The organism is Blautia sp. DFI.3.45 (assembly GCF_020593505.1).
Classification (GTDB): Bacteria; Bacillota; Clostridia; order Lachnospirales; family Lachnospiraceae; genus Blautia_A; species Blautia_A wexlerae.
Map to the genome: position 1 here is coordinate 1 of NZ_JAJDMI010000228.1, position 261 is coordinate 261.

Annotated in this window: 1 protein-coding gene; it reads right to left on the minus strand. The window is 48.3% G+C overall.

Features of this window, described 5'->3' with window-relative positions:
- Window positions 1-261, minus strand: a 261-nt coding sequence (locus LJE09_RS19355) for a DUF5131 family protein (RefSeq protein WP_227296455.1), incomplete at both ends; no start/stop codon positions are given.

A 261-nucleotide genomic window follows, 5' to 3' on the forward strand; every position in this document is an offset into this window, starting at 1 on the left:
CTTCCGGCATTTCCTGAATCATATTTTCATCCCCTATGATAGGGACAAGGTCTTCCTTCATAAACACCGGAATGCCGAGCTTATGTGCCTGGTCCGTCAGAGACCATGCCCATTCCGGCTCCGTATGAATCTTCCTACTCTGAGCTCCGGTCATGGTGCCGACAACGATCCAATTGATTCCGGAAAGATCAACTGTGCCGGGATCATCGAATAACGGCTCAAAGGTAACATGGTAATGTTTTGCTCTGACGTTTTTCCGAA